We start from the raw sequence: 26,225 nt of genomic DNA on the forward strand, positions 1-26,225 counted from the left end.
GCGCAGCAGACGGCCGACGAGAAGTCTCTGACCTGCTTCGCAACGCCTGACAGGGTCGCCTTGTTCCCAGGATCAGACGGCGGGCTGAGACTCCGTCGCCCGGTCTTCGTCGGCACGGGCGAGCCGTTGGGAGACTACTCGGGTGGAGCCGTCCTGGCGCATGGAGACGCCGTAGAGCGCGTCGGCGATCTCCATGGTCCGCTTCTGGTGGGTGATGACGATCAGCTGCGAGGAGGCACGCAGCTCCTCGAAGATCACCAGGAGCCGGGAGAGATTGGTGTCGTCCAGGGCCGCCTCGACCTCGTCCATGACGTAGAAGGGACTCGGGCGCGCCTTGAAGATCGCGACCAGCAGGGCCACGGCTGTCAGTGAGCGTTCTCCGCCGGAGAGCAGGGAAAGACGCCGGATCCGTTTCCCCGGCGGGCGGGCGTGGACCTCGATGCCGGTGTTGAGCATGTCCTCCGGATTGGTCAGCTCCAGGTGGCCCTCGCCGCCGGGGAACAGCCGGGCGAAGACCCGTTCGAACTGCGCCTTGGTGTCGACCCAGGCCTCGGTGAAGACGCGTTCGACGGTCTGGTCGACGTCGGAGATGATCTCCAGCAGGTCCTGCCGGGAGCCCTTGAGGTCGGCCAGCTGCTCCTGCAGATAGCTGTGCCGCTCTTCCAGGGCGGCGTGTTCCTCCAGGGCCAGCGGGTTGACGTTTCCGAGCGCCTTCAGGTCCCGGCGTGCCCTGTCCAGGCGGGTCTGCTGCTCGGCCCGGTCGTAGGGTCGAGCCTCAGCATTCTCGTCCTCCGGATCTGGAATGGGCTGGTCCGGGCCGTAGTTCTCGATGAGGTACTCGGGGCTCAGGCTGAGTTCCTCGTGGCCCCGCTGCTCGGCGGCTTCAAGACTGACCCTCAGCTCCGTACGCGTCAGCTCGGCCTGGTGGAGCCGACTGGTGACGGAATCGAGATCCTCCGCCTCGGCCTGTCGCTCCTGCCGCAGCCGTTGGATCTCTGCGGCGAGGTCCCGATGCCGATGCTGAGCGTCGTCGTGGGCGTCCTGAGCCTCCTGCAGGACGGTGCTGATCCGTTCCACCGCCTGCTCCGCCTCGGCCTGCACGGCCTCGGCCTGCTGCGCCCGGCTGCTGCGCGCCTCGGCGACGCGCCGGGCCTGCTCCCGCCGGGTCTCCTCGGCCTGGGCGCTCCGACGCAGCCCGGCGGCCCGCTCCTGCAGCTGGTGATGCTGCTCCTCGGCCGCGCGCAGGGCCAGCCGCGCCTCCACCTCCTCACGCCGATCGGCGGAGGCCTGCTCGGAGAGCCGGTCGCGTTCCTCGGCGGAAGGCTCCTCCTCGACGTCGTCGCTCTCCGCTGCGGCCAGCCGTGCGGAGGCCTCATCGAGCTGCTCCTGCGCGTGCTGCCGTGCCTGAGCCACCTCGGCGATCTCCGTCTCCGCCGCCGCGATGCGCTCTTCGGCGCGGGAGACCTCGGAGCTGAGACGGCCGAGCTGCTCCGTGGTGGCGGTCATCTCGGCGTCGTTGGCGTGCAGCGCCTCCAGGCTCTCCTCCGCGGCAAGCTCAGCGGCGCGCGCGTCACCGGCCTGAGTCTCCGCCGCCGCCTGCACCTCGGCCAGGTCACGTTCGGTCTGCCGAAGAGTCTCGGTGAGCTCGGTGATCTGGGCGGTGATCGCCACATCAGAGTTCTCCAGGGCGGTGCCCCCGATGTGCTCGCCGCGGCGCAACACATCGCCGGAGGCGGTCACCGCCGTGCGCACGCCCGAGAGCGCCAGCGCCTTGCGTGCAGAGTCGAGATCCCGGCAGAGCACCACACCGTCCAGGGCGTGGGACAGCGGGGCGCTGAGCTCGGCGGGACCGCTGATCGCGGCACCGGCCGACAGCACACCCTCGGGCAGCCGAGCGGTGAGATCGCCCGCCGAAGGGGAGTCCGCCGTCTCCTGGGTCGGATAGATCAGGTGCGCTCGACCCTCATCAGCCTCGGCCAGCCGTGCCAGGGCTTGGGCCGCCTGCTCGGCGTCGGCCGCGACGAGGGCCGTGTCCAGGGATCCCAGACAGGCGGCCAGCGCCTTCTCCCAGCCGCCGGTCACGGTCAGCCGATCGGCAAGCGGGATGAGCTGCTCCCATTCCCTGCGCAGCGCCGCCGCCCCATCCCGGGGCGTGCGGGCCGCCGACAGCCCGGAGAGCCTGGCCCGGTACTCGTTGACGGCGGCCTCGAGCCGACGACGTTCGGCCAGGAGCTCGTCGTAGCGCCCCTTCAGCCCGTCGTACCGTGCCTGAGCCTTCTCGTAGGCGGCGTCGAGGTCCTCCTCGCCGGTCTCGATGCCGGCGATCCTCTGCTCCAGGTCGGCGAACTGGGCGCGGGAGCTCTCCCGCACCTGCCGAGCCTGCTCACGCTGCTCCTCAGCCCGACGCCGGCGCGCCTCAGCGGCCTCGATGCGCCCCTGGGCGGCGTCCACGCGGCCCCGCAGGGTCGCCAGACCGGCGCGACGGTCGGCGACGGCCCGCAGCTGCTCCGTCAGGCGGGTCTCCTCGGCCTTCAGTGCCTCCTCGCTGGCGGACCGACGCTCGCTCGTCTCCTCGAGGCGAGTGCGGCTCTGCTCCACCTCGGTCTGTTGGGTCTGGGCCTCCTCCGCGACCTGCTGAGCCTGGACCCGGAGCTGCTCGGGGTCCCGCCCGGAGTCCTCCACCGTGGCCGAGGCGTAGAGGCTGCGGGATCGCTCAGCGGCCACCGAGGCCACGGAGCGCAGCCGCTCCTGCGCCTGGGCCAGCCGGTGGTGACCCGCCAGCAGCTTCTCCCCGCGCAGCCGCTGCGCGCGGGACTGCTCCTCACGGGCGGTGATCCGCCGATCCTGCCCCTGCAGGGAGGCTCGCAGCTCCTCAGCCCGACTGCGGTCCTCCTCCTCGCCACGGCCCGACTCGTGCAGCGCGGTGGCGGCCTGGATGAGGTCGTCGGCGATGAGTCGGGACAGAGAGTCGCGGACGTCATGCTGGATGCGCTGGGCCCGGCGGGCGACCTTCGCCTGACGACCGAGCGGCGCCAGCTGACGGGAGATCTCGGAGATGAGGTCCTCGAGCCGATCCAGGTTGCCCTGCATCGACTCCAGCTTCCGGACGGTCCGTTCCCGCCGCCGCCGGTGCTTGAGCACGCCGGCGGCCTCCTCGATGAACCCGCGTCGCTGCTCCGGGGTGGCCTGTAGGATCTGGTCCAGCTGCCCCTGGCCGACGATCACGTGCATCTCCCGGCCGAGCCCTGAGTCGGAGAGCAGCTCCTGGATGTCGAGGAGGCGGCACTTCTGTCCGTTGATCGTGTATTCCGAGCCCCCGGTCCGGAACATCGTCCGGCTGATGGTGACCTCGGAGTATTCGATGGGCAGTGCGCCGTCGGAGTTGTCGATGGTGAGGCTCACCGAAGCGCGGCCGAGCGGCTGCCGATCTGTGGTTCCGGCGAAGATGACGTCCTCCATGGAGCCGCCGCGCAGGGACTTCGCCCCCTGCTCCCCCATCACCCAGGCCAGGGCGTCGACCACGTTGGACTTTCCTGATCCGTTGGGACCGACGACGGCGGTCACCCCGGGCTCGAATTCGAAGGTGGTCGCCGAGGCGAAGGACTTGAAGCCCCGGATGGTCAGCGTCTTCAGATGCATGCCCGGATCCCCTCCTTCTGCCTCTCCTGCGTCTGTGCTGGACTGTGTTGGGTTGAGCTGGGCTGACTATGGCTGCGCCGGGCAGGGATCGCCCGGATTCAGCCCTGGGATTCAGCCCTGCGGGGAGAAGTCCGGCATCCGCTCGCCGAGCCCGAAGAGCTTCTCCAGCGCGGCCACGGTGCGCGCGGCAGCCGCACCGTCGCCGTAGGGGTTCACTGCGTTGGCCATCGCTCGGTAGGCCTCAGCGTCGTCGAAGAGCGTGGACACCTCGGTGACCACCCGGTCCTCGTCGGTGCCGATGAGACGCACGGTGCCGGCGTCGACGGCCTCCGGCCGCTCGGTGTTCTCGCGCATCACCAGCACCGGTTTGCCGAGGCTGGGGGCCTCCTCCTGGACGCCCCCGGAATCCGTGAGCACCACGGTGGCCAGGTTCATCAGACGGGTGAACTCGCCGTAGGGCAGCGGCTCCGTGACGATGACGTTGTCATGGCCGGCCAGCGCGGGCAGGATCGCCTCACGCACCACCGGGTTGCGGTGGGCCGGCAGCACGATGAGCTTCTCCGGGTAGCGATCGGAGAGCCGCGCCAGCGCCCGTCCGACGCCCTCCATGGCAGAGCCCTGGTTCTCCCTCCGGTGGGTGGTGACCAGCAGAACGTCCTGACCTGAGGCTGCCGCATCCTCGAGCTGCTGGTCGGAGAACGGCACCTGCTTCTCCGCGACCTCGAGCAGCGCGTCGATCACGGTGTTGCCGGTGACCACGACGTCCTCTTCGGCGATGGCCTCACGCAGCAGGTTCGCCCGCGACTGGCTGGTGGGCGCCAGGTGCAGGGAGGTGATCTGAGAGGTCATCTTGCGGTTGGCCTCCTCCGGGAACGGGGAGAACAGGTCGAAGGAGCGCAGCCCGGCCTCGGCGTGGATGACGGGGATCCCGACGTAGAAGGCGGCCAAGGCCCCCGCCGTAGTGGTGGTCGTGTCTCCCTGGACGAGGACGGCGTCAGGCTTCTCCTCGGTGAACAGCGCGTCGAGACCGGTGACCGTCCGGGTCAACACACCGTTGAGGGTCTGACGCGGCTGGATGATGTTCAGGTCATGGTCAGGGACGATGCCGAAGAGCTCGTTGACCTGGTCCAGCATCTCGCGATGCTGGCCGGTGACGGTCACCCGGCAGTCGAAGTGCTCGCTGGCCTGTAGGGCCTTCACGATCGGAGCCATCTTGATCGCCTCGGGCCGGGTGCCGTAGATCGGCATGATCCGCTTCATCGCCGTAGTTCTTCCCCTCTGATGGTGGATCTCATGTCTTCGCTGGAGAACGCGGACTCCGTATGGCTGTCCTCCGGCGCTGCCGCCGGTCCGGCTCGAGCGCCGTGGACGCGGGCGCCGCTGCCGGAGTCACAGCGCCCAGCCTATCTGCTGCGGCACGCGCATGGGCGCAGACAGCCGGTCCCGTGCCGCACTCCTGCGCTAATGTGGTGGCGATGAGCAGCTCAGCAGACTTCACCGGGGAGGCCCTGGAGGGACGGCGGCGCCAGCGGGCGCGACACGCGTTGGCCTTCCAGGACCCGCAGTCCCCGACCCGTCGGCTGCTCGCCCGTTTCCCCGACGTCGACTGGGCCGCCCCGCGGGAATTCGCGAGCGCCCCCTCGCCGACCCGGCAGCTGGTCGCCGCCGCCCGCCGGAAGAAGGTCACCAAGCACGAGGTCCAGCACGGCTATCGGACGTTCACGCTCAACGGGGACGTCATCGGTGGACTCAACCAGCGCACGCACACCCTGGTCAGCGATCAGGCCAAGCGCGCCTGCCGCGCACGGCCGCTGGCCAAGCAGTATCTGCAGGCCATGGGAGTCCCCACCCCGGCGGGTCGCGGCTTCCGCGTCCGCGAGTTCGACGATGCCGTCGCCCACTGCGCGGAGCTCGACGGACCGGTGACCATCAAACCGGCCACCGGAGCTGCCGGAGTCGGGGTGTCCTGGGCGGTAAAGGCTGAGGAGGACCTTCGACCGGCGTGGGAGTACGCCCGGGCCGCCCGTACGACGCCCCTGCAGCGCAGCCTGGAGCTGCTCGTCGAGGAGCACGTCACCGGCATGGATGTCCGCGTCTACGTGGTCGGCGAGACGCCGGTGGCCGCAGTGGCCCGACTGCCGCTGTTCATCGTGGGTGACGGCCGTTCCACCGTGCGTCGGCTCGTCGAGGACGCCGTCGCCGCCCGCTCCACGAACTCCTACCTGGCCAAGCATGCGCCCGAGGTCGACGACGACGCGCTGGCCGAGCTGGGACTGAAGACCTCGGCCGTCCTCCCCGCAGGTGAGATGCGTGACATCAGCGGCACCTCCAACCCTCTGGTAGGAGGCGTCACCCTCGACATCACCACCGAGCTGTGCCACGGCCACCGCGAGCTCGCGGTGGATGCGATGTGGGCTCTGCCCGGCCTGCGCGCCGCCGCCGTGGACATGGTGGTGCCGCACCTCGAGGTCTCCGACGGTGCGGTCGTGGTGGACCTGCACGACGACGCCGACCTCTCTCTGCACCGCTACCCCTCCTACGGCGCCGTGAGACGTCCCGCAGATGCCATCATCGAGCAGATGATCCAGCGGGCGAGGCGCTGACTCGGTGACGACACTCCCCTCCTGGGTCGGTCCAGCACGGCGGCTCGGCTCCTCCTCGCACGCCCTGAGCCATGGCCTCCCCGAGCGTCGCCGCCTCCCTGAGCTGCACGGGGTGCGCGGTCTGGCGATCCTGGGGGTGGTCCTGTTCCACCTCTTCGGAGCCGGCCGGGTCTCTGGAGGCATCGACGTCTTCCTGGCGATCTCCGGCTTCCTGTTCACCGCGATGCTGCTGCGAGAGGCCGCCGCCACCGGGCGCATCGCCGTGACGGACTATCTGGGAAGACTGGTGCGCCGCATCCTAGCCCCAGCTGCCCTGGTCATCCTCGTGACCGCAGCGGCGGGGCTGCTGATTCTGCCGGTCACCCGGCACGGGCAGCTCCTCACGGAGGCGAGGGCCTCACTGCTGTGGCTGGAGAACCACGAGCTGATCCGCTCGCAGCTGTCCTATGAGGCCGCCGGGCCGGAGACCAGCCCTTTCCAGCACTTCTGGTCGCTCTCCGTGCAAGGTCAGTTCTATCTGGTGTGGCCCCTGCTTGTGGTGCTGGCCGTGCACCTGGCTCGCCGCACCGGGCGCTCCGCCGCCGGGGTGATGGGTCTGCTGACCTCCGGAGTGCTGGTGGCCTCATTCGCCTGGGCGGTGCATCAGCAGCAGGTGGATCAGGCGGCCGCCTACCTGATGTCCTCGACCCGCGCCTGGGAACTCGCCTTCGGCGGGCTGCTGGCGCTGCTGGCCGTCCACCTGCGGCTTCCGCCACGGTGTCGCGGCGCGGCGGCCTGGCTGGGCCTGGGGCTGGTCATCAGCTGCGGCTTCGTCCTGGACGGCGCTGCTCTCTTCCCTGGCCCCTGGGCGCTCTGGCCGCTGCTGGGACTGGCCCTCATCCTCTCCGCTGCGCAGGCCGCCCCCGAGGATGACTCCGGAGCTGTCGGCGACGCAGTCACGGGGGCGGGGCGACCGAAGCCGCTGAGGCTGCTCTCCTCGCGACCCCTGGCCCGGACCGGCGATCTCGCCTACAGCCTGTACCTGTGGCACTGGCCCGCGCTGATCCTGCTGCTGGAGATCACCGGCGCCGAGCGGCTTGGTCCCGGTGGCGCCGTGGTGGTGCTGGCCTTCTCATGGGCGGCGGCCTGGGCCACACACCGATGGGTGGAGGTTCCCCTCGCACGTCTGGGGCGGCCGGGACGTCAGGTCGCGGCCGGCACCTCCGTGCCGGTCTCCCCTCCGCACCCGATGGCGCGCACCGCCTCCCCCGCCTCCGGCGGCCGGGGCGCTCGGAGGCAACGGAACACCCTCGCCCTCGCCGCCGCGACGTTGACGGTGACCACCGCCGCCATCACCGTGCATCTGCAGGTGTCCACTGACCCGCAGGAGGACGGCCTGGCCATGCAGGGCATGGACCGTCACCTGTATCCCGGGGCGTCGGTCACCGCCTCCGAGGCCTCCGCAGCCGCGGCCTCCTTTCCCTCCCTCGACGCCGACGAGGTGCCGGTCTTCCCCGAGCTGGTGGGGCTGGGCCAGCGCGTCCCGGAGTACGCGACTCGGGACTGCCACCAGCGGACGGGGGACGATCCGGGAACCGGCGAGGTGCTGGTCTGCGAGGATCCACGCAGCCCGGAGAACCCCCGGGCGACCATCATGCTGGCCGGCGGCTCCCATGCGGGACACTGGCAGCACGCCTGGCTGATGCTGGCCGAAGAGCATGACTGGGAGGTGCTGGTCGCCACCAAGGGCGGATGCGTGTTCCGTCACATCGAGGACCTCGAGGACAACCAATGTGCGCGCTGGAACGCGGGCTTCGCCGAGGTCGTGGCGGAGCGGAGCCCCGATGTGGTGGTCACTCCGGGGACCCGCCTCCCCCGGGAACCGGGTGAGGAATTCATCGTCGACGGCGCCCAGGAACGATGGCAGGAGATCACCGACGCCGGTGCCGAGCTCCTGCTGATGCGCGGCACTCCCCGCCAGCTGACCAATGTCCCCGACTGCCTGGCCTCCGGCGGAGACGCGATGAGCTGCGCCCCCGACGGCGGCAGGTTCGCCGAGACCAACCCCCTGGCTGAGCTCGGGCTGCCGCCGGGCACGGCCACGGTGGATCTCAGCGAGCTGTTCTGCCCCCAGGGCCAGTGCGCGGCGATCATCGGCAATGTGGTGGTCTACCGAGACAGCCACCACCTCACCAACGAGTACGTGGAGACTGCGGCCCCCTACCTGGAAGACCGAGTGCGTGAGGCGATGCCCCATCTCTTCGAGGTGGAGTCCCAAGCTGTCGGGGCGCCGGACGGTGAAGGGCCCGCTGATACAATGGCTGGCGCTCCATGGGGAGGCCGTTCCCTGTGAGAGCCTCACGACGGCGGGACCGGCAGCCTGCCGGTACTGCGACGAAGTCCCCGGAAGGATCGTGGTGATGGCCACTCCGACAGCAGAGCGCACGGCCGCCCAGAACGGGGCGGACGCCTCGCACGAGGCCGCCCATGTGGTGCAGCTGGACGGCAGCTCGCTGGTCCGGGTAGGTGCCCGCCCCCGGCTCTTCGACTACATCCGACGCCTGTGGACCTTCCGGCACTTCATCATCTATGACTCCCACTCCCGGGTGCAGACGGCCAACTCCAACGACGCCATGGGGCGCGTGTGGATGGTCGTCAACCCGATCCTGAGCGGATTCGCCTATTTCCTGGTGTTCGGGATGCTGCTTGACCTCTCCCGCGGCATCAGCAACTTCATCGGGTACCTGATCATCGGCGTGTTCATGTTCCGCTACACGACGTCAGCGGTCTCCTCCGGGGCGAGTTCGATGGTCAGCAATCAGTCGGTGGTGCAGGCTTTCAATTTCCCCCGCGCGAGCCTGCCGTTCGCCATCAACGTCCGTGAGCTCTTCTCCAACGTGCCCATGCTGCTGGTGATGGGGGTGCTGGTGCTCACCATCGGAGACGTGCCGCTGGCCGGCACCGAGCCGACGCCCGTCTCGGTGGACTGGCTGTGGCTGTTCATCTTCCCCGTGCTGGCACTGAACTTCCTGCTCAGCACGGGTCTAGGGATGCTGCTGGCGCGTGCGGTCTCCGCGTACACGGATGTGAAGCACATGATCAGCTTCGGGATGCGGATCTGGTTCTACACCTCGGCGGTCTTCTTCACCGTGGACCGTTTCGCCGGGGCCCCCGGCGGTGAGTACATCGAGTTCGCGATGTACCACAACCCGATGTTCTGCGTGCTGGACATCATCCGCTCCACCTGGCTCTACGGCGAGATGGCCGACCCTTATCGCTGGGTCGTGCTGATCACCTCCTCGGTCAGCATCTTCATCATCGGTTTCCTCGTGTTCTGGCACGGCGAAGAGAAGTACGGGAGGGAACGATGAGCGTCCCGGTGCGGAACTACACACCACGGCGGGTGAACTGGGGATCCTCCGGCGAGTCGGAGGTCCTCACGGCGCACACCGGCGAGCTGGACCTCCTGCAGCAGGACCAGCTCTTCGAAGAGATCGCCTGGGCCGACGAGGCGCGGGAGCCTGAGGTAGAGCGACTCGACGCCAGCCAGATCGCCGTGGCGGTGGACCAGGCGTCCATGATCTACAAGATCCGCTCCTCCTCGGAGTACCGCAACTCCCAGCGCAGGATCTCCCGCCAGTTGGGCAGGATCACCGGCTCGGGCTGGGCCCACGTGCCGGCGCTGCAGGATCTGAGCTTCGTAGTGCGGCAGGGCGAATCCGTGGGCGTGATCGGCACGAACGGCTCCGGGAAGTCAACTCTGATGAAGCTGCTGACGGGCAAGATCCGGCCCACCACCGGTGAGGTCTACGCGACCTCGACACCGGTCATGCTCGGCGTCAACGCCGCCCTGGTGAAGCAGCTGTCCGGCCGGGAGAACATCAAGCTCGGGTGTCTGGCCATGGGGCTCTCGCCGGCACAGGTGGCCGAGAAGTACGAGATGGTCGTGGAGCTCTCCGGCCTGGAGGCCTCGCTGAACCTGCCGCTGAAGTCCTACTCCTCCGGCATGGCCTCGCGCCTGCAGTTCGCCATCGCCACCGCGGTGGACCCAGACATCCTCATCATCGACGAGGCCCTGAACACCGGTGATGCGCAGTTCCGGGCGCGCACCAAGCGCCGTCTGGACGAAGTCCGCCAGCAGGCCGGCTGCGTCTTCCTGGTGTCCCACTCGCTGGGGACCATCAAGCAGATGTGTTCCCGCGTGATGTGGATCGAGCAGGGCCGGCTGCTGGCCGATGGTGATCCGGAGTGGGTCATCCAGCAGTACCAGGAGTACACCGAGCACAAGTCCAATGACCGTCTGCGGTCTGCCCAGATCGTCTATGACCGCACGCTGCTGCAGCTGGGCCCGGTACGCATCGACTTCGACGGCGGCACCCGGCCCAAGCGCGCCGGCTGACGTCGCCGCCCGGATGCTCCCGGGCCCTCCAGCGGCGCAGCGGATCGACCAGGCACAGATCAGGGCCCGGGACGGTTCACCGTCCCGGGCCCTGTGACGCGCATGCGGGCATGATCTGCCCGGGGCTGCTGCTCAGCCGAACCAGATGCCGATCTCGCGTTCGGCGCTCTCCACGGAGTCCGAGCCGTGCACCAGGTTCTTCTGCACCTTCTCCCCCCAGTCACGGCCGAGGTCGCCGCGGATCGTCCCCGGAGCCGCCGTCGTCGGCTCCGTGGTGCCCGCCAGGGAGCGGAACCCCTCGATGACCCGGTCACCCTCCAGGATCGCGGCGACCACGGGGCCGGAGAGCATGAAGTCCACCAGAGGCTGGTAGAAGGGCTTGCCCTCGTGCTCGGCGTAATGGGCGGCCAGCTGCTCGGTGGAGGCGCGCAGCTGCTTCAGCTCGGCGATGCGGTAGCCCTTGGTCTCCGCTCGGCGCAGGATCTCACCGGTCAGGCCGCGCTCGACGCCGTCGGGCTTGACCAGGATCAGGGTGCGTTCAGTCATTCAGCTCTCCTCACGATGCATATGCTCAGTCTCGGGCCGCCCGGGCTCCGCCTCGGCAGCCAGGCGTTCCTCCGCCCTCCATCTTTCCATCTTCTCCCGGTCCAGCTGGCGTCCCTTGACCACCGCGTACCACCAGCACGCCAGGAACATCACTCCGACGAAGTACATGAACGGCTCGAAGACGCCGCCGGCGATGATCACGCCCTGCAGGATCCAGCCCATCCAGTAACCCCAGGGGCGGGTGAGAACAGCACAGGTGAGGATCAGCAGCGCCGACACCACCAGGGATCCCCCGAACAGCCACCAGGCGAACCACTCGTTCTGATGCAGCCCCCAGGCCATGAGCCCGTAGAAGAACATCAGCAGCGCCTCAAGGCTGAGCACGGCCGAGGCGAACATGACTCGCACCGACCGCGGCGGACGGGTCATGCCCGGCCGCCATTCCCGCTGCGCGCGGGTCTCGCGGCGAGGTCGACCCGCGCGGGCGTCGTCGTCCTGTCCTGCCATCTCAGAGGTCACCTCCGCCCAGCAGCGTACGGGCCTCTCCGACCACGGTGATGGATCCGGTGATCAGCACTCCGGCCCCGACTCCGTCGGCGGAGGCATCGATCCTCCCCACAGCCCAGTCGATGGCCTCGTCGAGGCGTTCGGTGATGTGGATGTCCTGCTCTGAGAAGCCGATGTCCAGGGCGATCTCCGCCAGCTGCGCCGACGGGATCGCCCGGGGGGAGGTGGACTGGGTGAAGCAGATGTCCTCGACCAGGCCGTCGTATTCGCGGTGCAGCGTCGCGAGGATCTCCCGGGCGTCCTTCTCCTGAAGGATCCCCACCACCAGCACCAGCTGTGAGAGCCCGAACGACTCCTTGAGCGCCTGCGCGCTGGCCTCGATGCCGGAGGGATTGTGGGCGGCGTCGATGATCATCGACGGGCTGGTGCGGAGTACCTCGAGCCGCCCGGGCGAGCTGATGTGCTCGCAGGCCAGCTGGAGGATCTCCAGGCTCAGCTCCTGCTCCCCTCCCCCGATGAACGCCTCAAGCGCCGCGATCGCCACCGCCAGGTTCTCGGCCTGGTGGGCGCCGTGCAGCGGCAGCAGCAGGTCGGGATAGCGTCCGGCCAGCCCCTGGATGGTGACCTGCTGACCGCCGACCCCTGGGGTGCGCGCCTCGACGCCGAACTCGACTCCTTCGAAGCGGAACGGGACCGCGGCCTCTCGGGCTGCCTCCAGCAGCACGTCAGCGGCCTCTGGGACCTGGGCGGCCGAGATCAGGAATCCCTCCGGCTTGATGATGCCGGCCTTCTCCAGGGCGATGTCCCGTTCCGAGTCACCGAGCAGATCCGTGTGGTCCAGGGAGATGGGTGTGAGCACGCTGACTGATCCGTCGGCGACGTTGGTGGCGTCGGTGATCCCTCCCAGCCCGACCTCGAGGACCATGACGTCGACGGGCTCGTCGGCGAAGATGGCGAAGGCCAGGATGGTCACGCACTCGAAGTAGGTCAGCGGCACCTCTCCGCGCGCAGTCAGCTGCTGGTCCACCAGGCTCAGGTGCGGGCGGATCTCGTCCCAGATGCGCACGAACGTCTCGTCCGCCACCGGTGATCCCTCCACACAGATCCGTTCGGTGACAGAGGCCAGGTGCGGTGACGTGTAGCGACCCACCCGCAGGTCGTGGGCGAGCAGGCCGGCCTCGATCATCCGGGCGGTGGAGGTCTTCCCGTTGGTCCCGCTGAGGTGGATCACCGGGGCGGCCCGGTGGGGCTCGCCGAGGATGTCCATGGCCATGCGCATGGGCTCCATGCGCGGCTCCATCTTGTTCTCCGGCGCGCGGGAGAGCAGCTCCGCGTAGACGCTGGCCACCGAGAACTGGTCGACCGGCTGGCCCTCGACGGGGTTCAGCGACTCGGAATCAGACATGGGTTGTCTCCTCAATCGACGGGGGTCGTCGTGCGGCGCGGACGAGAGTCGCGGCCATCGTCGACGGCGACGCAGACCAATGGGTCAGAGGCGGCCGCGTCGGCCACCAGGTGCAGCTGAGAGGTGAGCGTCTCGGAGGTCACCAGCTCACGGTGGTCCTCGATCGCGTCGATCGTCGACGCGGCCGCGGTCACCGTGGTCCGGATGCGGTCCGAGACCTGGAGGTCGGCATCCTTGCGGGCCTGCTGGATCGTGCGGATCAGATCCCGGGCGGTGCCCTCGGCGATGAGCCTGGCGGTCAGGGCGGTGTCCAGGACGAGGAAGCCTCCCCCGGCGCCGTCGACGACGCCCTCCAGCACGGTCACGGCCTGGTCGGCCAGAGCGTCAGAGACCGTGGTGGTCAGCGTGTACTCGCCCTCGTGGAGCGCCAGCCCGCCTGCGATCACTCCCCCGGCGGTGGTCGACCAGTCGCCGGACTTCGCCCCCTTGATGGCCTTCTGGACGTCCTTTCCCAGCCGGGGTCCGGCAGCACGGGCATTGACCACCAGCTGCTGGCCGATCCCCCAGTCGTCCGCTGAGACCTCAGCGGCGTCGCGGAGCTCGACCTCCTTGATGTTGAGCTCGTCGGCGATGATCTGCTGATAGGTCCCTGCCAGGTCGGCGGCTCCGGGGACCACCACGGTCAGCTTGGCGAGGGGCTGACGCACCCGCAGCTTGGCGGACTTGCGCAGGGAGGAGCCGGCGGAGGTGATGCCACGGGTGAGGTCCATCAGCCCCACGGACCGCTCGTCGCGCAGGTACTCCTCCGGGTCCGGCCAGTCGGCCAGGTGCACGGAACGCTCCCCTGTCAGGCCGCGCCAGATGTCCTCGCTGATCAGCGGCAGCAAGGGCGCCGCCACCCGGGCGAAGGTCTCCAGTGCGGTGTAGAGGACGTCATAGGCTGCGGTGTCCTCCTCGTAGAAGCGCTGACGGGACCGGCGGATGTACCAGTTGGTCAGTGTCTCGGAGAAGGTGCGCAGCGCGTCGCAGGCCGCGGAGACGTCGTAGGCGTCGAGGGCGGTGGTCGCCCCCCGGACCAGGTCGCCGGTGGCGGCCAGGATGTAGCGGTCCAAGGGGTTCAGCGCCTCGGTGTCCACCTCGGGGGCGGTGACCCGCCTCGCCTGGTATCCGGCTCCGCCGTTCGCCGTGTTGGCGTAGAGGGTGAAGAAGTGCCAGGCGTTCCACATCGGCAGCAGCACCTGGCGCACGCCCTCGCGGATGCCCTCCTCAGTGACGACCAGGTTGCCTCCGCGCAGGATGGGTGAGCTCATCAGGAACCAGCGCATCGCATCCGAGCCGTCGCGGTCGAAGACCTCGTTGACGTCCGGATAGTTGCGCAGCGATTTGGACATCTTCTGCCCGTCGGAGCCCAGCACGATGCCGTGGCTGATGACGTTGGTGAACGCAGGCCGGTCGAACAGCGCGGTGGCCAGGATGTGCATGGTGTAGAACCAGCCGCGGGTCTGTCCGATGTACTCCACGATGAAGTCTGCCGGATGGTGGTCTTCGAACCAGTCTGCGTTCTCGAAGGGGTAGTGCACCTGCGCGAACTGCATGGACCCGGAGTCGAACCAGACGTCGAGGACGTCGGGCACACGCACCATCGTCGACCGCCCGGTCGGGTCATCCGGATTGGGCCGGGTGAGCTGATCGATCCAGGGACGGTGCAGGTCCGGCTCGCCCTGGGCATTGCGCGGGTAGTCCCCGAAGGCCTCCTTGAGCTCGTCCAGGGACCCGTAGACCTCGGTGCGCGGGTAGGCGGGGTCGTCGGAGATCCATACCGGGATGGGGCTTCCCCAGTAGCGGTTGCGGGAGATCGACCAGTCCCGGGCGTTCTCGAGCCACCTGCCGAACTGGCCGTGCTTGACGTTGGCCGGGATCCAGTTGATGGCCTCGTTGTGCTCGAGCATGCGCTTCTTGATCTGGGTCACGGCGACGTACCAGGACGTCACTGCCTTGTAGATCAGCGGGGTGCGGCAGCGCCAGCAGTGCGGGTAGGAGTGCACGTAGGACTGTTCCCGGACCAGGCGGCCCGCGGCCTTGAGCACGTTGATGATGGTGCGGTTGGCCTCGAAGACCTGCACACCGGCGATCTCAGCCAGCGGGGCGTCGCCGTCTCCGGTGGGCTCGGCGAACATCGGCAGGAAGCGTGCGCCCTCGTCGATGGAGAGGATCACGGGGATCCCTGCCTCCTCCGAGGACCGCTGGTCCTCCTCACCGTAGGCGGAGGCCTGGTGGACCAGGCCGGTGCCGTCCGTGGTGGTGACGTAGTCCTCCACCAGCACCCGGAAGGCATGCTGGGTGCCCCACTGTTCGGCGTCGGTGTAGTAGCCCCACAGGGGCTGATACTCCAGGCCCGCCAGATCGGCGCCCTGGTAGCGGGCGACCACGGCGGCGGAGGCGTGCTCGGCGGCGGTGCTGTCCTCAGTGTCCGCGAATCCCAGGTCCTTGGCGTAGGCGCCGAGGAGCTCACCGGCGAGCAGGTGCCGACCCGGCTGCGGCCCGTCGGCCGGTGCCTCGACGACGACGTACTCGACGCCGGGGCCGACGGCGACGGAGAAGTTGGTCGGCAGGGTCCAGGGGGTGGTCGTCCAGGCCAGCAGGTTGACCCCGCGCAGGGAGTCTCCGTGCTCGCCGCCGCCGGTGACCGGGAAGCTGACGGTCACCGAGGGGTCCTGGCGTTCCTTGTAGACGTCGTCGTCCATGCGGAGCTCATGGTTGGACAGCGGTGTCTCGTCCTTCCAGCAGTACGGCAGCACGCGGAAGCCCTGGTAGGTCAGGCCCTTCTCATGGAGCTGGGAGAAGGCCCAGATGACCGATTCCATGTAATCGACATTGAGGGTCTTGTAGTCGTTCTCGAAGTCCACCCAGCGGGCCTGGCGGGTGACGTAGTCCTCCCATTCCGCGGTGTACTTCAGCACCGAGGAACGGCAGGCATCGTTGAAGGTGTCGATGCCCATGGCCTCGATCTCGGCCTTGTCAGTCATGCCCAGCTGCTTCATGGCCTCCAGCTCGGCGGGCAGACCATGGGTGTCCCAGCCGAAGCGGCGCTCCACGCGCATGCCACGCTGGGTCTGGTAGCGGGCGACCAGGTCCTTCACATAGCCGGTGAGCAGATGCCCGTAGTGCGGCAGCCCGTTGGCGAAGGGCGGGCCGTCGTAGAAGACGAACTCTCCGCCGCGTCCTCCCCCGGCTTCGGCCGGGCGGTTGTCCACCGACGCCTGGAAGGTGCCGTCCTCGGCCCAACCTGCCAGGACTCGCTCTTCGATCTGCGGGAACCGTGGGGAGGCGGGGATCGTCTCGGAGGCACCGGGGGCCGTGGTCGTGCGGGGATACACGGGCGAAGAGTTCTGCTCGGTCATGGAGATCCGTCCTGGGTGTTCACGATCTGGTGGGCGTCGCGTTCTTCCGCAAGGACGCCTCAGCCGGAGCCGGACGCGGTACCACCTCGCTTGTCCGCATCCACACCTCGGCGCGTGGGCCGGGGCGAGGAGGATACGGACCTCTCCATGACAGCTGTGACGGGCATGCCCGTCCGGTTCTACTGGGGCCCGCCGCTGGAGTGCGGACCGGTTCCTCCGGAAGCTCACCGGTGATGGCCGGGTCATCGCTGATGGGCATATTCTACGGGATCATCTCCCGGAGGGCAGAACCGGCGGGCCAGACCCGGCGGGCGCCTCTTCCCGGCCGCTGCCCGCACGGCTACGGTGGTGGTCTGCCCACGGCGGCGCTGCCGTCGGGACACGGGCCTGGACGTCGAGACGGAGGTGCGGGATGGAGATCACCTGGGTCTCGGAGACAGCGGTCACAGAGGCGGTGCTGCTGCTGTGCGCATTTGTGCTCTCCGCGGTGATCGGGATCGAGCGCGAGGTCCGGCTGAAGTCCGCCGGGGCCCGCACCCACATCCTGGTGGGGCTGGGCTCGGCGCTGTTCACCCTGGTGTCGGCCTACGGGTTCTCGCCCCTGCTGGGCGAAGAGGTGATCCTGGACCCCTCACGCATCGCGGCCCAGATCGTCACCGGCATCGGCTTCCTGGGCGCCGGCGTGATCTTCGTGCGGCAGAACATCGTCTCCGGGCTGACCACCGCCGCGTCGATCTGGGTGACCGCTGCCGTCGGCATGGCCTGCGGGGCGGGCATGCCGCTGATCGCGGGGCTCACCGTCGCCTTCTACCTGCTGGCGGTCACGCTGATCACCATGGTGGCCCGCCGGCTGCCCCGGCACAGTCGCAGCCGGGTGTTCCTGATCCGTTACGCCGACGGTCGCGGAGTGCTGCGGGATGTCCTGGGCCGAGCCTCGGACCTCGGCTACGCCTCGGGGCTGTCCCGCACCCGTCAGCTGGAGGCCGACGACGGACCCGTCGTGGAGGCCACGCTGCGCTTCACCAGCCTTCAGGGCGTCAGCGCGGACGAGCTGCTCCGGTCCCTCACGGAGATCTCCGGCGTGCGCGAGGTGCGCTCCATCCAGGAGGAGCACGACTGAGAGGCCCCGGGCCCCTCAGCCGCGCGGGCCTCGCTCAGCCCTCCAGCTGCTCCGTCTCGCGGACCGCAAGCCACAGCTCCATGTGGCTCTCACCGCCGTCGGCGTCGAAGACCGTGGCCAGCAGCTCGGGGGCCTCCACCGGCTCATAGGGGTTGGACGGGAACCACTCCCCGTAGGCCTGCGGCCACAGCTGTTGGATGTCCTCGATCTCCATGCTCCGGGAGCCGAGCACCAGCCAACGGTGGGCACCCACACGCAGGGAATGGTGGTCACCGGTGGGCCCGTCGGTGGCGGCGGCCAGCCAGTAGTCGAAGGTGCTGCCGTCCTCGCGCTCCTCCTCGAAGTCGGTGCACACCGCCAGCACCCCTGCGGGGCGCCGGGTGGAGCGTGCCGAGATGTCCTCCAGCACGTCGCGTCCGAGTTCCTCCAGGAACTCCGTCATGGCAGGGTTCGGTCCCTGTTGGACGATCGACATCCGACGGCTGCGCCCCACCAAGGTGAAGGCGTCCAGGGTCTCGATCCGATAGTTCATCTGCTCGGTTCCTTCCACTGTGAGGGTGAACCGCAGCGGGGCCTGGGACCGCAGTCCCGCTCCGGCACCCGCGCCCCGAGCCTCGGCAGGGCCGACCCCATGGACCGTGCGGAAGGCGCGGCTGAAGGCGTCGGCGGAGCTGTACCCGAAGCGCACGGCGATGTCCTGCAGCGGCTCCCGTCCGCCGAGCACCGTCGGCGCGGCCAGGGTCATGCGGCGGCGCCGCACGTATTCCGAGACCGGCATGCCGGCCAGCACGGAGAACATCCGGCGGAAGTGATGCTCCGAGGTCAGGGTGGCCTGTGCCAGCCGGGCGACGTCGATCTCGCCTCCGGAACGGTGCGTCGCGCCGTCGGCGATCTGTTCTTCGATCAGTGCGATCGCCCGATTCCAGCTGTCCATCCTGCCCTCCGTCGATCCGCGTCCTGCGGTTCCTCTGACCTCATCAGCATAGGGAGACGACGACGCCGCGGACCCGACGAAGCATGCCCGCTTCGGTCGGGTCCGCGGGGTCGGAGGAGGCTGCGGGACGAGGCTGCCGGAGGTAGCCGGGGCTCAGCTCTGCTCGGGGTCCGCGAGCTCCACATCGGAGACTGAGATCGCATGGACGGCCTCGCCCTCCCCGACAAGCTCGATCGCCCGGGAGCGGGTGGCGGCACGGATGTCGCCGAGCGCCGCCTCGATGTGGCTGAGCGCGTCGTTGGGAGCCGTGACCCGGGCGGAGACCACCTCAGTGCGCTGCTTGACCTTCGCCTCGGACTTCGCCCGGCGTAGCCCGGCGAGCACCTCGGCCACCGAAGGCAGCATCGCGGCGTTGCCGTGCACAGCGTCCAGCGCCTCGGCCTGAGGCCACTCGGCGCTGTGGACGGAGCCCTGGCGCCACCACCGCCACACCTCATCGGTGGCGAAGGGCAGCACCGGAGCGAAGAGCCGCAGCACAGCGTCCAGGGTGGTGGCCAGCGCGGCCCGGACCGAGGCCTGGGCCTCCTCGCCGCGGGCGCCGTAGGCACGGTCCTTGACCAGCTCGACATAGTCGTCGGTGAACTGCCAGAAGAAGGACTCCACGCGTTGCAGAGCCCGGGCATAGTCGTAGCCGTCGAAGGCCGAGGTGGCCTGGGCGATGACCTCTCGGAGCTCGACGATCAGTGCGCGGTCCAGCGGCTCGGTGAGCACCTCGAGGTCCTCGGTCCCACCCACGATGTGCTCCTCGGTCACCCCGAGGTTCAGCGCGAACTTGGAGGCGTTGAGCAGCTTGATGGCCAGACGGCGGCCGATCTTCATCTGCGCGACCTCGTAGGCGGTGTCCGCGCCGAGCTTGGCTGAGGCCGCCCAGTAGCGCACAGCGTCGGACCCGAACTGGTCCAGCACGTCGTCGGGGACCACCACGTTGCCCTTGGACTTCGACATCTTCTTCCGGTCCGGGTCAAGGATCCAGCCGGAGATCGCCGCGTCGGTCCACGGCACGGAGCCATTGAGCGAATGGGCACGCACCACCGAGGCGAAGAGCCAGGTGCGGATGATGTCGTGGCCCTGCGGGCGAAGGTCGAAGGGGAAGACCTTGGCGAAGAACTCGTCGTCGTGGCTCCACCGGCCCGCGATGTGCGGAGTCAGTGAGGAGGTCGCCCAGGTGTCGAGCACGTCGGCCTCTCCGAGGAACCCCCCGGCCTGGCCGCGCTGGGACTCCTCGTAGCCCGGAGCGGTGTCGGTGGTGGGATCCACCGGCAGCTGCGACTCCTCAGGCAGCACCGGGGCGTCGTAGTCCGGCTCGCCGTCGGCATCCAGCGGGTACCACACCGGAATCGGCACGCCGAAGAACCGCTGGCGGGAGATCAGCCAGTCGCCGTTGAGGCCCTCCACCCAGTTCTCGTAGCGGGAGCGCATGAACCCCGGGTGCCAGTCGATCTCGGTGCCCCGGCGCAGCAGGGCGTCCCGCCGGTCCGCCTCGCGTCCGCCGTTGCGGATGTACCACTGCCGGGAGGTCACGACCTCCAGGGGCTTGTCGCCCTTCTCGTAGAAGTGCACCGCGTGGGTGATCTTCTCCGGCTCACCCTCCAGCAGGCATGCCCCGCGGAGCAGGTCCACCACGGCCTCCTTGGCGGAGTGGACGGTCTTGCCGGCGAGCTGCTCGTAGTTCGCCCGGCCCTGCGCGGAGGTGATCCATTCCGGAGTCTCACGGCTCAGCCGTCCATCACGACCGATCAGCGCCCGCGTGGGCAGCTGCAGCTCCCTCCACCAAGTGACATCGGTCATGTCGCCGAAGGTACAGATCATCGCGACGCCGGAGCCCTTCTCCGGGTCCGCCAGCCGGTGCGCCCTGACCTCGACGGCGACGTCGAACAGCGGTGAGGTCACCGTGGTGCCGAACAGATGCTGGTACCGCTCGTCCTCCGGGTGGGCCACCAGCGCGACGCAGGAGGGCAGCAGCTCAGGGCGGGTGGTCTCGATGAAGACCTTCTGCCCCTCCGCCGTGAAGAACGGGTAGCGGTGGTACGCGCCGGGGTGATCCTTGGCCTCCAGCTCCGCCTGCGCGACGGCGGTGCGGAAGGTGACGTCCCACATCGTGGGGGCCAGGGCCGTGTAGGCGTGACCGTTCTGCACGTCGCGCATGAAGGCTCGCTGAGAGATCGCACGGGTGCTGTCGTCGATGGTGCGATAAGTCTGAGTCCAGTCCACCGAGAGTCCCAGTCGTGAGAAGAGATCCTCGAAGACCTTCTCGTCCTCCACGGTGAGCTTCTCGCACAGCTCGATGAAGTTGGGCCGGGAGATGACGTCCCAGTCGCGCTGGTTCCTCGCGGGCTTCTCCGGAGGGGTGTAGCCCCGGATATAGGCCTTGGACGGGTCGCAGCGCACGCCGTAGTAGTTCTGCACCCGACGCTCGGTGGGCAGGCCGTTGTCGTCCCAGCCCAGCGGGTAGAAGACGTTCTTGCCGCGCATACGCTGGAACCGGGCCAGCACGTCGGTCTGGGTGTAGGAGAACATGTGTCCCACGTGCAGCGACCCGGAGGCGGTCGGAGGCGGCGTGTCGATCGAGTAGACCGCCGAACGCTCGGTGTCCTCCTCGAAGCGGTAGACCTTCTCCTGCTCCCACGCAGCGGAGAGCTTGTCCTCCAGCCCCTCCAGCGCCGGACGATCAGGCACCTGCGGGGTCTTCACCGGCGTCGCCGCCGTCTCCGGGACCGCGGTCACGGCCTCCGTGGGAATGTCAGCGCGTTCGGTCTCGATGACGGGCGAGTCTGTGCCCAAGTTCTGTTCAGCCATGCCGCCCATTCTTCCATGGGCGCGGGCTCCGTCGGGGCGCCGAGCAGCATCTCAGCATGCGGGAGGACCATGGTGGCGGCGCATGCTTCTCACTAGGGTGGTGTCATGATTCAGACGCAGTCCGCAGAGCCCCGCAGCGCCCTTGTCACAGGAGCCTCCTCAGGCATCGGTGCCGCCACCGCGCACCGGCTCACCACAGACGGCTGGCAGGTCTTCGCGCTCGCGCGCCGAGCGGAGAAGCTGGAGCACCTGGCCGAGCAGGAAGGCATCGTGCCGATCGTCTGCGACGTCACCGACCGCGAGCAGGTCGATGAGGCGCTGGCCCAGGTCACGGCGGAGGGCGGGATCGACACCCTGATCAACAACGCCGGCGGTGCGCTCGGCGTCGATCCAGTGGCCCAAGGGCGGGTCGACGACTGGGAATGGATGTTCCGCACCAATGTGCTGGGCACCCTGCATGTGACCCAGACGTTCCTGCCGATGCTGCGCGCACACGGCGAGGGCACCGTGCTGAACCTGACCTCCACCGCCGGCATCACCGCCTATGAGGGAGGAGCCGGATACTGCGCCGCCAAATCCGGCCAGCACGCCCTGACCTCGACGCTGCGGCTGGAGGAGGCCGAGCACAATGTCCGGGTCATCGAGGTGCTTCCCGGACTGGTGCAGACCGAAGAGTTCACCGCCAAGCGGCTCCGAGGGGACACCGCAGCGGCCGACGCCGTCTATCAGGGCGTGGAGAAGCCGCTCACCGCCGAGGACGTTGCCGAGGTCATCGCTCATGCGGTGAATCTCCCCCACCACGTGAACCTGGATCAGATCGTGATGCGCCCCGTCGCGCAGGCCGCCCAGCACAAGGTCATCCGCACTGGCTGAGAGCCCGCTCGTCACCGGCACGTCGCCGGTCCGCACGGACGGACGACGTACGACCCGGCAGGACTCCTCCGAGCGGAGGAGCAGAGGTCGGGCGTCGGCCGTCCGGCGGAAGACCCGTGAGCCGACGTCTCAGTCGAAGACGGGGCTCTCGGTCCTGCTGCGCTTGAGCTCGAAGAAGTACGGGTAGCTCGCCAGTGCCACCGAGGCGTCGAAGAGCCGGCCGGCCTCCTCGCCGCGCGGGATACGGGTGATGACAGGTCCGAAGAACGCCGTGCCCTGGAAGGCGACGATCGGGGTGCCGACGTCCTGGCCCACCAGAGAGATGCCCTGCTCGTGGGAGGAGCGCATCGCCTCGTCATTGACGTCGGTCTGCGCCTCCTTGAGAATCGCCTCGGCAAGCCCGAGCTCACGCAGCGCCTTGGCCGTGGCATCGGCGAAGTCCTTGTTGCCGTTGTCATGGATCTCGGTCCCCACCGCCGTGTAGAAGCGACCGACCTCCTCCTGGTCATATGCGAGCTGCACCGCGGTGGCCGCGCGAGAGGGGATCCAGCGAGCCAGCTGCTCCGCATCCTCGGCCGGTGAGGGCCTGTCAGCTTCATTCAGCACACCCAGGCTCATGACATTCCAGGTGACCTCGACGTCACGCACCTGCGCGACCTCACGGATCCAGCGGGACGTCACCCAGGCGAAGGGACACAGTGGATCGAACCAGAAATCAACGCGCTCAGCCATGCTCGGCTCCTCTCAGTCGGGATGTCTCCCCGTGCGGCGACTCCGCCCGAGGTGCACTTCCACCCATCTCCAACCCAACCCGACGCCGACGCATTCCTTCCGCAGTCGAGGCTCCGTGCTGCAGGTGAGCTCAGAGATGCTCGCTGACCGGGACGTCAAGACCCAGCAGCGCGTTCTCCGTGACCTCCATCAGCGCCGGGTGGATCCAGTACTGGCCCCGGGCCACCGTGTGGGCGTCCTGGCCGAAGCTCATCGCTTGGATGATCGGCTGGATGAGGTTCGACGCCTGATACCCCATGGCGTGGGCGCCCAGGATGGTGCCGTCCCGACGGTCGGCGATGACCTTGAAGATCCCGGAATGGTCCTCCATGGCCCAGCCGTAGGCGGTGTCGCCGTAGTTCTGCACCGTGACGGTGAGGTTCTCCGCCCCGATCCGCTCGGCGGCCTGCGGCTCGGTGAGCCCCACCTGGGCGAGCTCCGGGTGGGCGAAGACCGCGGAAGGGACGGCGTGCTGCCGTGAGGCGCGCAGGTCCTGAGGGTTCTCCAGATTGTGCGCCACGACCCGGGCTTCATGGTTGGCCACATGCTTCAGCTGTGCCGGCGAACTGACGTCTCCGAGGGCGTACAGCCCCGCCACGGGTGTCCCTCCGGAGAGGACCCGCTGGTGCTCGTCGACGACGATCCGACCGTCCTCATGCAGATCCAGCCCCGCCTCGGCGGCGCCCAGAAGGTCACTGTTCGGGCGACGGCCGATGGCGACCAGGACGACGTCGACGTCGTGCTCCTCCTGACGACCGTCCACCGTGACCAGCTGGGCCGTCACTCCGGCCCGGCCCCCGTCCCCCTCCGGATCCCGGGCGAGGACGGCGCCCAGGGTGCGTTCGTAGAGCACCGTCCAGCTCCGCTCGGCCTCTGCGGAGAAGGCGCTGGCCAGATCCGGATCCATGGCGGACATCAGACCGACGCTGCGATTGACCTGGATGACCTCGCTGCCGAGTCCGGAGAAGATGCCGGCGAACTCGCAGGCGATGTAGCCGCCGCCGACGATCAGCACCCGCCGCGGCAGGTCCTGAAGCCTCATCACCGAGTCCGAGGTGTGCACCTGCGGCAGGTCGATGCCCGGCACCTCGGGGAGCACCGGCCGGGAGCCGGCCGCGATGACCAGCTGTTCCGCGGAGACCTCGGTGCCTGCTGCCGAGAGGAAGGAGGTGGGGCCGGTCAGGGTCACCTGTTCCTCGAGCAGGGTGACGTGGTCGAGCTGGACGTCGCGGTAGTGGCGTCCGGCCTCGGAGATCGAGTCCACCCGGGCGAAGACCCGGTCCCGGATGGCCGGCCAGTCGGCTCCCCGGGCCTCCAGGTCGACGCCGAGCCGCTGGGCCTCCTCGGTGCTGTGGGCCAGCGCGGCGGGCCGGACGAACATCTTGGTGGGGATGCATCCGACGTTCAGGCAGGTGCCGCCGAAGGCCGCGGTGCTGCCGGCCCCGCGATCCGCCAGGACCACCGGCCGACCATCCCAGTGCGGTGTGATCAGTGAGTTTCCGGAGCCGGATCCGATGATGGCCAGGTCGGGGGTGAGCGGAGATCCCTGCGCGGAGTCGGTCATGGACTCATCCTAGGGGTGCTCTGCGGCGGACGCTGAGAGCTGTCTCCAGATGTCAGGACCGGGTGACCACCTCGTCGAGCAGCTCGAGGATGTGCCGGTAGGGCCGCCCGGTGGCGCGGGTCATCGCCAGCTCGCAGGTGCGGTTGAGCGAGGCATGGACATCCCCACCGAGGGCGAGGACCTCCGCGGCCTGGGCCCGGGTGGCCGAGGCGGTGAGCTCGGGGTGCAGCATGCCGCGGTCCCCGGCGAAGGCGCAGCATCCCCAGTCCTGCGGGACGTGCACCTCCTCGGCGACGGCCTCGGCGAGGAGGTGCAGGTCGGGGTCCAGCCCCAGCCGGCCCGAGGAGCAGGTGGGGTGGAGCACCATCCGTCCGTACCGGCGGTCCGTCGGGATCTCCAGCCGAGGCAGCACCTCCGAGGCGACGTGCTCGACGGCGTCTCGGACGGTGAATCCGGCCTGTTCGGCGATCAGCTGCAGTCCTTCGGTGCAGGAGGAGGCGTCGCAGACCACCGGCAGCCGGCCTCCCTCGGTGGCGCTCTCCAGGGCGCGCACGACCCTGTCGTGCATGGCGTCGTAGCCGTCGGTGAGCCCTTTGGACTTCCACGGGGTCCCGCAGCACAGATGTGGCAGCGCCGCCGGGGTGCGCAGGCGCACTCCGGCGGCCGTCGAGAGCCGGATCAGCGCGGCCGCCACGCCGTCCTGTCCGTCGCCTCCACTAGGGCGGCAACCCTGCGCAGGACCGAACATGGTGCCCGTGCAGGCGGCGAAGAAGACGGCCTGAGCCGCGGGGTCCCGGAGCCGCGGGCGGGGCGTCCCTCCCGCGGGCAGATCAGGCGTCCAGCGCGGGACCCGGTCCCTGCCCAGCAGCGCCCGTCCGAGGTCGGTGGCGGCAGCTGTCAGCGGCGCCGGCAGTCGGTGGGCGGCGCTCAGCGCCAGCCCCGCGCCGCGGGCGGCGCCGGCCCAGGCTGTGACGGCGGCGCGTCCCACCGCCTGTTCAGCGGGTCCGACGGCCTCGGCGCGCAGCCGGCGGACCAGGTCGCCGATGTTGATGAGCACCGGGCAGGCCGTCTGACACATGCCGTCGGCCGCACAGGTGTCCACGACGTCGTGGCGGTGCTCCACGCGCAGGCGCTCGGCGAGCTCCTCGTCGCCGCGTCGCTCGGCCCGGGCGATCTCCCGGCGAAGCACGATGCGCTCCCGCGGGGTGGTGGTGAGGTCGCGGCTGGGGCAGACCGGCTCGCAGTAGCCGCACTCCACACAGCGGTCGACCTCCTCCTCCACCGTGGGGCTCGTCTTGAGGTCACGCAGGTGGGCCTGCGGGTCCTCGCTGAGCAGCACTCCGGGGTTGAGCAGGGCATCGGGGTCGATGAGAGCTCTGACCTCCTGCATGACGGCGTAGAGCTCGTCGCCGACCTGACGGCGCACGAAGGGCGCCATGATGCGTCCGGTGCCGTGCTCCGCCTTCAGCGTGCCGCCATGGCGCAGGACCAGGTCGACCATGTCTTCGGTGAACGCCTCGTAGCGGGGCAGGGTGCCGCCGTCGTCGTCGAAGCGATCGGTGATCATGAAGTGGATGTTGCCGTCCTTGGCATGTCCGAAGATCACGGCGTCCTGGTAGCCGTGCGCC

17 protein-coding genes are annotated in these 26,225 nt (G+C 69.2%); 6 read left to right on the plus strand and 11 right to left on the minus strand.

Translation table 11 applies throughout. From position 1 onward, the window contains the following. Positions 1–72: 72 nt before the first annotated feature. Positions 73–3,639, minus strand: coding sequence for a chromosome segregation protein SMC (gene smc / locus HNR09_RS15820; RefSeq protein ID WP_179542897.1), 3,567 nt, complete (start codon positions 3,637–3,639; stop codon positions 73–75). Between the two features lie 111 nt (positions 3,640–3,750). Further along, entirely contained in the window at positions 3,751–4,899 is a 1,149-nt protein-coding gene (gene wecB / locus HNR09_RS15825) for a non-hydrolyzing UDP-N-acetylglucosamine 2-epimerase (RefSeq protein ID WP_179542898.1), read from the minus strand. A gap of 215 nt (positions 4,900–5,114) precedes the next feature. Here wecB and HNR09_RS15830 point away from each other — a divergent pair, with 215 nt between their 5' ends. From HNR09_RS15830 to HNR09_RS15845, 4 genes are all read left to right on the plus strand, one after another. Continuing rightward, positions 5,115–6,242 carry an ATP-binding protein gene (locus tag HNR09_RS15830; RefSeq protein WP_179542899.1) on the plus strand — a complete coding sequence of 376 codons (1,128 nt, stop codon included), beginning with the start codon at positions 5,115–5,117 and terminating at the stop codon, positions 6,240–6,242. A 4-nt stretch (positions 6,243–6,246) separates the two neighbouring features. Next, positions 6,247–8,574: an SGNH hydrolase domain-containing protein gene (locus tag HNR09_RS15835; protein WP_179542900.1), complete on the plus strand. Its 2,328-nt coding sequence runs from the start codon at positions 6,247–6,249 to the stop codon at positions 8,572–8,574. A gap of 67 nt (positions 8,575–8,641) precedes the next feature. Further along, complete coding sequence (locus tag HNR09_RS15840) at positions 8,642–9,592, plus strand: ABC transporter permease (RefSeq protein ID WP_179542901.1); 951 nt, start codon at positions 8,642–8,644, stop codon at positions 9,590–9,592. Beyond that, entirely contained in the window at positions 9,589–10,620 is a 1,032-nt protein-coding gene (locus HNR09_RS15845; RefSeq protein ID WP_246348912.1) for an ABC transporter ATP-binding protein, read from the plus strand. Before HNR09_RS15840 ends, HNR09_RS15845 begins: the two co-directional genes overlap by 4 nt. A 132-nt stretch (positions 10,621–10,752) precedes the next feature. Here HNR09_RS15845 and ndk read toward each other — a convergent pair whose 3' ends face one another. The 4 genes from ndk to ileS are packed head-to-tail and all read right to left on the minus strand — an operon-like array spanning position 10,753 to position 16,479. Beyond that, positions 10,753–11,166, minus strand: coding sequence for a nucleoside-diphosphate kinase (gene ndk / locus HNR09_RS15850; protein ID WP_179542902.1), 414 nt, complete (start codon positions 11,164–11,166; stop codon positions 10,753–10,755). After that, a complete protein-coding gene (locus HNR09_RS15855) occupies positions 11,167–11,673 on the minus strand; it encodes a DUF4233 domain-containing protein (protein ID WP_179542903.1) in 507 nt (168 codons plus the stop codon). A 1-nt stretch (position 11,674) separates the two neighbouring features. After that, complete coding sequence (locus HNR09_RS15860; RefSeq protein WP_179542904.1) at positions 11,675–13,078, minus strand: bifunctional folylpolyglutamate synthase/dihydrofolate synthase; 1,404 nt, start codon at positions 13,076–13,078, stop codon at positions 11,675–11,677. A gap of 11 nt (positions 13,079–13,089) precedes the next feature. Then, positions 13,090–16,479, minus strand: coding sequence for an isoleucine--tRNA ligase (gene ileS / locus HNR09_RS15865; protein WP_179542905.1), 3,390 nt, complete (start codon positions 16,477–16,479; stop codon positions 13,090–13,092). Positions 16,480–16,891: 412 nt separating this feature from the next. Between ileS and HNR09_RS15870 the strand changes: the two genes are divergently transcribed. Then, positions 16,892–17,599, plus strand: coding sequence for an MgtC/SapB family protein (locus HNR09_RS15870; RefSeq protein WP_179542906.1), 708 nt, complete (start codon positions 16,892–16,894; stop codon positions 17,597–17,599). 34 nt (positions 17,600–17,633) lie between these two features. Here HNR09_RS15870 and HNR09_RS15875 read toward each other — a convergent pair whose 3' ends face one another. Both HNR09_RS15875 and valS read right to left on the minus strand, forming a co-directional pair. After that, on the minus strand, positions 17,634–18,533 hold the full coding sequence (locus HNR09_RS15875) for an AraC family transcriptional regulator (RefSeq protein WP_179542907.1): 900 nt from the start codon (positions 18,531–18,533) through the stop codon (positions 17,634–17,636). A gap of 153 nt (positions 18,534–18,686) precedes the next feature. After that, positions 18,687–21,389 carry a valine--tRNA ligase gene (gene valS / locus HNR09_RS15880; RefSeq protein ID WP_179542908.1) on the minus strand — a complete coding sequence of 901 codons (2,703 nt, stop codon included), beginning with the start codon at positions 21,387–21,389 and terminating at the stop codon, positions 18,687–18,689. Between the two features lie 105 nt (positions 21,390–21,494). On the opposite strand from valS, the gene HNR09_RS15885 reads away from it, so the two are divergent. Further along, the gene (locus tag HNR09_RS15885) at positions 21,495–22,262 is read left to right on the plus strand and encodes an SDR family oxidoreductase (protein ID WP_179542909.1); all 768 of its coding nucleotides are present in this window, start codon (positions 21,495–21,497) and stop codon (positions 22,260–22,262) included. Positions 22,263–22,391: 129 nt separating this feature from the next. Here HNR09_RS15885 and HNR09_RS15890 read toward each other — a convergent pair whose 3' ends face one another. From HNR09_RS15890 to HNR09_RS15900, 3 genes are all read right to left on the minus strand, one after another. Further along, positions 22,392–22,994 carry a mycothiol-dependent nitroreductase Rv2466c family protein gene (locus HNR09_RS15890; protein ID WP_179542910.1) on the minus strand — a complete coding sequence of 201 codons (603 nt, stop codon included), beginning with the start codon at positions 22,992–22,994 and terminating at the stop codon, positions 22,392–22,394. A 130-nt stretch (positions 22,995–23,124) separates the two neighbouring features. Further along, a complete protein-coding gene (locus HNR09_RS15895; RefSeq protein ID WP_179542911.1) occupies positions 23,125–24,597 on the minus strand; it encodes a mycothione reductase in 1,473 nt (490 codons plus the stop codon). Between the two features lie 52 nt (positions 24,598–24,649). Continuing rightward, positions 24,650–26,225 (minus strand): (Fe-S)-binding protein (locus tag HNR09_RS15900; RefSeq protein WP_179542912.1); only part of this gene is annotated, 1,576 nt, incomplete at its 5' end.

This window comes from Nesterenkonia xinjiangensis (assembly GCF_013410745.1).
GTDB lineage: Bacteria > Actinomycetota > Actinomycetes > Actinomycetales > Micrococcaceae > Nesterenkonia > Nesterenkonia xinjiangensis.

Excerpts from the sequence above, each read along its gene's own strand:
- HNR09_RS15845 (WP_246348912.1), top strand. The coding sequence starts at position 9,589 with ATGAGCGTCCCGGTGCGGAACTACACACCACGGCGGGTGAACTGGGGA.
- HNR09_RS15840 (WP_179542901.1), top strand. The coding sequence starts at position 8,642 with ATGGCCACTCCGACAGCAGAGCGCACGGCCGCCCAGAACGGGGCGGAC.
- valS (WP_179542908.1), bottom strand. The coding sequence starts at position 21,389 with ATGGCTGAACAGAACTTGGGCACAGACTCGCCCGTCATCGAGACCGAA.
- ndk (WP_179542902.1), bottom strand. The coding sequence starts at position 11,166 with ATGACTGAACGCACCCTGATCCTGGTCAAGCCCGACGGCGTCGAGCGC.
- HNR09_RS15860 (WP_179542904.1), bottom strand. The coding sequence starts at position 13,078 with ATGTCTGATTCCGAGTCGCTGAACCCCGTCGAGGGCCAGCCGGTCGAC.
- HNR09_RS15885 (WP_179542909.1), top strand. The coding sequence starts at position 21,495 with ATGATTCAGACGCAGTCCGCAGAGCCCCGCAGCGCCCTTGTCACAGGA.
- HNR09_RS15895 (WP_179542911.1), bottom strand. The coding sequence starts at position 24,597 with ATGACCGACTCCGCGCAGGGATCTCCGCTCACCCCCGACCTGGCCATC.
- HNR09_RS15890 (WP_179542910.1), bottom strand. The coding sequence starts at position 22,994 with ATGGCTGAGCGCGTTGATTTCTGGTTCGATCCACTGTGTCCCTTCGCC.
- HNR09_RS15875 (WP_179542907.1), bottom strand. The coding sequence starts at position 18,533 with ATGGACAGCTGGAATCGGGCGATCGCACTGATCGAAGAACAGATCGCC.
- smc (WP_179542897.1), bottom strand. The coding sequence starts at position 3,639 with ATGCATCTGAAGACGCTGACCATCCGGGGCTTCAAGTCCTTCGCCTCG.
- HNR09_RS15855 (WP_179542903.1), bottom strand. The coding sequence starts at position 11,673 with ATGGCAGGACAGGACGACGACGCCCGCGCGGGTCGACCTCGCCGCGAG.
- wecB (WP_179542898.1), bottom strand. The coding sequence starts at position 4,899 with ATGAAGCGGATCATGCCGATCTACGGCACCCGGCCCGAGGCGATCAAG.
- HNR09_RS15830 (WP_179542899.1), top strand. The coding sequence starts at position 5,115 with ATGAGCAGCTCAGCAGACTTCACCGGGGAGGCCCTGGAGGGACGGCGG.
- HNR09_RS15870 (WP_179542906.1), top strand. The coding sequence starts at position 16,892 with ATGGAGATCACCTGGGTCTCGGAGACAGCGGTCACAGAGGCGGTGCTG.
- ileS (WP_179542905.1), bottom strand. The coding sequence starts at position 16,479 with ATGACCGAGCAGAACTCTTCGCCCGTGTATCCCCGCACGACCACGGCC.